This window comes from Frankia sp. AgKG'84/4 (assembly GCF_023242965.2).
Classification (GTDB): domain Bacteria; phylum Actinomycetota; class Actinomycetes; order Frankiales; family Frankiaceae; genus Frankia.
Genome location: NZ_JALKFU020000342.1, coordinates 1 through 5,652, shown reverse-complemented (window position 1 = coordinate 5,652; position 5,652 = coordinate 1). Strand labels below are relative to the sequence as shown.

The 5,652-nt window shown below is 71.4% G+C and carries 6 protein-coding genes; 4 read left to right on the top strand and 2 right to left on the bottom strand.

What is annotated here, in order from left to right; translation table 11 throughout:
- Positions 1 to 339: 339 nt before the first annotated feature.
- Positions 340 to 927, top strand: coding sequence for a hypothetical protein (locus MXD58_RS18595; RefSeq protein WP_248839600.1), 588 nt, complete (start codon positions 340 to 342; stop codon positions 925 to 927).
- 116 nt (positions 928 to 1,043) lie between these two features.
- Positions 1,044 to 2,000 carry an aldo/keto reductase gene (locus MXD58_RS18590; RefSeq protein WP_248839599.1) on the top strand — a complete coding sequence of 319 codons (957 nt, stop codon included), beginning with the start codon at positions 1,044 to 1,046 and terminating at the stop codon, positions 1,998 to 2,000.
- A gap of 63 nt (positions 2,001 to 2,063) precedes the next feature.
- Here the strand turns inward: MXD58_RS18590 and MXD58_RS18585 are convergent, their stop codons facing one another.
- Positions 2,064 to 2,570 (bottom strand): DUF1269 domain-containing protein, encoded by a 507-nt coding sequence (locus MXD58_RS18585; RefSeq protein ID WP_248839598.1) that lies wholly within the window; start codon positions 2,568 to 2,570, stop codon positions 2,064 to 2,066.
- 217 nt (positions 2,571 to 2,787) lie between these two features.
- Here MXD58_RS18585 and MXD58_RS31725 point away from each other — a divergent pair, with 217 nt between their 5' ends.
- Together MXD58_RS31725 and MXD58_RS18575 are read left to right on the top strand one after the other, a co-directional pair.
- A complete protein-coding gene (locus MXD58_RS31725) occupies positions 2,788 to 3,429 on the top strand; it encodes a macro domain-containing protein (RefSeq protein ID WP_250609639.1) in 642 nt (213 codons plus the stop codon).
- A gap of 261 nt (positions 3,430 to 3,690) precedes the next feature.
- Positions 3,691 to 4,794 carry an ABC transporter substrate-binding protein gene (locus MXD58_RS18575; RefSeq protein ID WP_248839748.1) on the top strand — a complete coding sequence of 368 codons (1,104 nt, stop codon included), beginning with the start codon at positions 3,691 to 3,693 and terminating at the stop codon, positions 4,792 to 4,794.
- Positions 4,795 to 4,804: 10 nt separating this feature from the next.
- On the opposite strand, the gene MXD58_RS18570 is transcribed toward MXD58_RS18575, so the two are convergent.
- On the bottom strand, positions 4,805 to 5,652 hold an 848-nt coding region (locus tag MXD58_RS18570; RefSeq protein ID WP_250609638.1), incomplete at its 5' end, for a hypothetical protein.

Genomic DNA, 5,652 nt, shown 5'->3' with positions numbered 1-5,652 from the left:
GCACCGGCGGACACCGCGCCGACCGCTCCCGCGGGCGCTCCCGATCCGGCCGGGCCGGCGCCGGCAACACCGGGGCCCACCGAGCTGTCATGACGACCGGCCCTCGTCATGACGTCCCGCCCCTGTCATGACGACCGGCCGGCGGTCGCGGCGACGCGGCCGGGCCGGCGAGGCGCCGAGCCGTGCGCGACCGACGACCGACGACCGACGACCGACGACCGACGACCGACGATCAAGCTTCCCCTGACCCGACAGCCAGGACCGGACCACCACACGGCGCCGGCCGGAACCCAGGAACGCCGAACGACGACAACGACAATCACCCCCTGAGGAGACCCGATGGCCACCACTCGAACGACCTCTCCCAGCTCGACGGCGTCGACCTCGTCGACCCGGTCGACGAGGTCGACCGCCGCCCGTTCCGGCGGCACCACCCGCTCCAGCGCCCAGGCCCGGGGCACCAGGACCGCACCGAGGGCCGCGGGCCGGACCGAGGCCAAGGCGGCGCTGACGGAGGTCCGCAAGCCACTGCTCGCCTCGGTGGGGGCAGCGGACATCGCCGTCGCGAAGCTGCTCGCGCTGCCGACGACCACCAGCACCGAGGTCCGCCGGATCACCGACCGGGTCGGTTCGCTGCCCGTGCAGGCCTCGCGGGTCCCGACCCAGGTCGGCACAGCCGTGCGGGCGCTGCCAGCGACGGTGACGGCTCAGATCTCCGACCTGCAGGGCCGCGCGAACAACCTGTACAACTCGTTCGCGACCCGCGGTGAGCGCCGGGTGGCGAGCATCCGGCGCAGCCCGTCGACCGAGCAGGCCACGGAGCGCACCCGGACCGCCGTGAGCCAGTCGCGCGCCGCGCGCACCTCGACGCGGCGCGCCGCGGAGGCCGTCGGCCGTGCTGTGGTGGACGCCGCCCCGCAGCACTGACCACGAATTCGGCCGCACCGGCAAACGACCGGTGAATGGACGCGGCGATCGTGTGTCGGCCCGTGGTCGGCGGACCTGGTTACGTGGGCCACGGGCCGATGTGGTGTATTTACCCCATGCGCTATCGCTCGCTGGGATCGTCCGGTCTACTGGTATCCGTCGTCGGTCTGGGATGCAACAACTTCGGTTCGCGCGTCGACCTTGCCGGGACCCGCGCGGTCGTGGATGCCGCGCTCGACGCTGGGATCACCTTCTTCGACACCGCTGACAGCTATGGCAACAAGGGTGGTTCGGAGACACTGCTCGGACATGTCCTGCGCGGCCGGCGCGATGATGTGGTACTCGCCACGAAGTTCGGCAACGACATGGGCGGAATGTATGGCCAGGACTTCCGCGCGCGGGCGTCCCGCCGATACATTCGCAAGGCCGTCGAGGGTTCGCTGAGCCGACTGCAGACGGATCACATCGATCTTTACCAGCTACACAACCTCGACGCGTTCACGCCCATCGAGGAGACCCTCGAAGCGCTTGACGAGATCGTCAAGGAGGGCAAGGTGCGCTACATCGGCGCCTGCAACCTCGACGCCTGGCAGGTGGCGGACGCCGAGTGGACCGCGCGCGCCTCGGGCGCGACCCGGTTCATCTCCGCGCAGAACCACTACAGCCTGCTCAACCGGGACGTCGAGGCCGAGCTCGTCCCGGCCACCCTGAAGTACGGCGTCGGGGTGATCCCGTACTTCCCGCTGGAGAACGGGCTGCTCACCGGCAAGTACCAGCGGGACGAGGCCCCGCCGGCCGGCACTCGGCTCGCCGGGCGCCAGGACGAGCTGACCGACGACGTCTTCGACCGCCTCGACGTGCTGGAGACCTTCGCCCGGGAGCGGGACCGCTCGCTGCTCGACGTGGCGATCGGTGGCCTGGCCGCGCAGCCCGGCGTCACCTCCGTCATCGCCGGGGCGACCAGCGCGGGACAGGTGCGCGCGAACGCGACCGCCGGCGAATGGCAGCCCCGGGCGGACGACCTCGCGGTGCTGGACAAGATCGCACCGACGGCTCGGCCCACTCGCCCCTGACGCGTCTCCCGCCCTGCCCGCCCGCTGTGGGCTGGGCAGGGCGGGGCACGCGCGCCAGGGGGATCAGGCGGGCGCGGGCCGCTGGCTCAGCAGGCGCGCGAGGCGGCGTTCCCGCTCCGCCGGCAGCGTCGTCATGAGCACGACGGGCTGATGCGGCCGCAGCGCCGCGGTGACGTCGTCGACCGAGCCGCGGACCAGAACGATCACCGCGGCCCGGCCCGGCCGCAGATGGCCGGCGATCCGCCGGACCATCGCCTCGTCGATGCCCGAGCGGCGCAGCCGGCCGGCCAGCGCGCCCGCACCCGCACCGAGGCCAAGCCCCAGGATCGGCGCGAGGAACACCGCCCCCGCCACCCCGCCGCACACCGCACCGCCGAGGGCCGCCGTGCAACCCGGGCTGGCGAGATGACGGACCGTGACCCGGCCGTCGTGATCCCGGCCCACCAGCGCGCCATCGGCGAGGTCGAGCCGTTTGCGCCGCCGTAGCCGCCGGCCCAGCGACCATGCCCGCCGTGCCTGATCGGGACTGTCGAATCCGAACACCACGAGCTGCGCAGCCACCGCCGCCATCCCTTCCCGGCCACCCGGCCGCCTGTCTGCTCCCGGCCGCCACCGCCCTGCGGGGAGCCGGGGAACGCGGCCCCGGCGCGGCCAGACTCCCTCCATCCGACCGCAGTCCCGGTCGAGTCGCAATCGCGCCACACCGTGGAACGTCGAACCAGTCGGGCACCTCGGGTCTGCCGCCGCGATCGGGGCACGATCGATAAGACTGGGTGGCATGGTGCAGGTGGGTCTCGAGCAGGGCGATATCACCCGGGTGGCGACGGACGCGATCGTGAACGCCGCGAACAGCAGTCTGCTCGGCGGCGGCGGGGTTGACGGGGCGATCCACGCCGCCGGCGGGCCCGAGATCCTCGCCGCGTGCCGCCGGCTGCGCCAGACCAGCCTGCCGGCTGGGCTGGCGACGGGCGAGGCGGTCGCGACGACGGCCGGCCGGTTACCCGCCCGTCACGTCATCCACGTCGTCGGCCCCGTCCACGACCCAGGTGAGGACCGTGCGGCGCTGCTGCGCTCGGCCTACCTCCGGGCGCGGGGGGGGGGGGGGGGGGGGGGCGCCCGCCCCCCCCCCCCCCCCCCCCCCCCCCCGCCGTCGGGCTTGAGCCGTGAACGAAGCGGTCGAGTGGCGCGGGGGAGTCGCGGAAAGGTCCCGTTGACGGCAGGCGACGCGCAGGTCCAGAGCATCGCGCGGGAGATTCACTCCCACAGAATCGACGTGCTGACCGCATCGGTCGCCCGGTTGGGTAGGTCGGCGGGAACCTGTCGCCTGGTCGACTGCCCGTGTCGCGGGTGTGATCGAGGCGGCCGAACCGGCGATGAAGCGGCGAGATGTTTTTCCGAAGGTGGCTCGTCCCGCTCGCGGTTCGGTTGATGGGGCTTTGCCGCGGCTATTCGCCTGCTACTGTCGGGATCGCGCGGCGACGCCCCACAGATCGCATTGTGGGCGCATAGACAATTAGCTGTTTCTTTCGGATTACGGTGGCGACCAAATCTGTCGGCTCTGGGAGGGCTGGACGTGGTTGCCAGGAGATCAACGGCGATCTTGGTCGGGGTATGGTTATGCGCCGTTGCGCTGGGCGGCTGTGGGAGCGGCCCGAGTCAGGGCTCGGCGAGAACCTGTCACACCCCGGGAGTGACGGCGAACGAGATCCGGGCCGGGTTGCTGTACACGTTCACCGGCGCCGGCAGCGAAGCGCTGGGGCCGTCGCGGGCAGGAATCGCGGCCCGTTTCGGTGTCGAGAACGCGGTGGGCGGCGTGAACGGGCGTCGCCTGGCCTACGACTGGCGGGACGACCAGAGCCAGTCGGCGATCAACTCCGTGATGGCTCGTGAGCTGGTCGAGAAGCACCAGGACTTCGGTCTGATCGAGATGAGCACCGTGGCCACGGGCAGCGCGAAGTACCTTGCCGACCAGGGCGTCCCGGTCGCCGGGATCGCCGCGGAGCCGGTGTGGGCCCAGAATCGCAACATGTTCGCCTTCTCGTACTCCCAGGGCGATATCGACACCTACGGCAGGTACGCCAAGGATCATGGTGGCTCCCGGGCGATCGTTCTCTCCGCGCGTATCGCGCCCAGGTTCAGCGCCGACGCCGCCGTGCAGAAGGAGAAAAGCCTCCAGGCGGTCGGCATGCCGGTCGTCATGACGGCCGTGGACGAGCCGCCGACCGACACGCAGATCGACAGTGTCGTGCGGGAGATGCTCGACGAGAAGATTGATGTGCTGACCGGATCGGTCACCACCGGGACCTTCGCGCGGTTCATGGTGGCGGCCCGGCAGGCCGGGGTGCATCTGAAGGTCGCCATCTCCGGGGGTGAGGTGCCAAACGCGGAGATGTTGGCGCAGTACGGCCCGCGGCTAGCCGGGCTGACGATGGGCGCCACCTATCTCCCGCCGCAGTCGAAGTCGCCGGCGACCGATGCCTACCACGCGGCGATGGCCGCGTACTCACCCGATCTCCCGGATCCGGACCAGACTCTCGCGCTCATCGGCTACGCCGTCGCCGACATGTTCATCCGGGGCCTGAAAGCGGCCGGACCCTGCCCGACGAGGCAGAGTTTCATCGCCGGACTGCGGGTGGCGAAGAACTACACGGCGGCAGGTCTCGTCCCCGCGACCGACTTCGAGCGGGACTTCGGCAGGAGCACCACCTGCTTCGCCTTCATCGCGGTGAACAGCGCCGGCAACAGCCTTGACGTGGTCGATCCCAGCTACTGCGGCCAGCGGCTGTCGCACTGACCTGGCCGGCTCACTGATACGTGATCAGGTCCGGCGGGGGTGTGAGCGCCAGCGTCTCCGCCGGGCTGAAGATGTTCGTGTCCTGGGTGAGGAACAGCTTGAAGCCGGTGAAGAACGGCGGCCGGGCCTGCAGCAGCGCGTACTTCTCGACCTTGTCCGTGCGGGCGCCGAAACCATCGATGTGGAAGACGGTGGCGAGTTCCGGCCGGGCCTGGATCGCGGCGCGGTCGGGCAGCATCGACTGGGTGAACTGGTGAATGATGAACAGTTTCTGCGGCAGGTTGTTCGCCTGGACTATGCCGGCGAGCCAGGCCGACACCTCGTTCAGCCCGGCCGCGTCGCTACTGCCGATCTGCTTGCCGGGCCGCTGATCCGGGCCCATCTTCCATTCCGGGTCCAGGGCCAGGCCGACGTCCGGTTCACGCAGGAAGCGTTCGTACCGGCGGGCCTGGTCGAGGAAACGGCCGCGGCCCGGCTGCAGGTCCAGGATGAGCAGCATCCGGTGGGCGCGGGCGGCGGCGAGATAGGGCGCGACGGCATCGTCGGTCAGCGCGGTGCTGTAAAGCCCGTCGGCTCCGGGTGAGGCCGACGCGACGGTCGCGATCAGTTCCATCGCCGGTTGCACGGGCCGATCGCCCGCGCCGAACGGCGCCGCGGCGGTGAGCACCCGCTGCGCGGCCTGCTCGGGCGTGCCCTGCCCGAGGATGCCGAGCGCGCCGCCGCCGACCGAGCCGTAGTGCGCGACGATCCGGTAGGTCGGCAGCAACGACCGCCCGCCCATCGGCAGCCGCGGTTCGCGGCCCCGCGCGCCTGCCGCGCCACCGGGATCATCCGCGTGGCGGGCGCCCGGTGCCTGGC

Excerpts from the sequence above, each read along its gene's own strand:
- MXD58_RS18585 (WP_248839598.1), bottom strand. The coding sequence starts at position 2,570 with ATGGCGGCGGTGGCTGCGCAGCTCGTGGTGTTCGGATTCGACAGTCCC.
- MXD58_RS18595 (WP_248839600.1), top strand. The coding sequence starts at position 340 with ATGGCCACCACTCGAACGACCTCTCCCAGCTCGACGGCGTCGACCTCG.
- MXD58_RS18590 (WP_248839599.1), top strand. The coding sequence starts at position 1,044 with ATGCGCTATCGCTCGCTGGGATCGTCCGGTCTACTGGTATCCGTCGTC.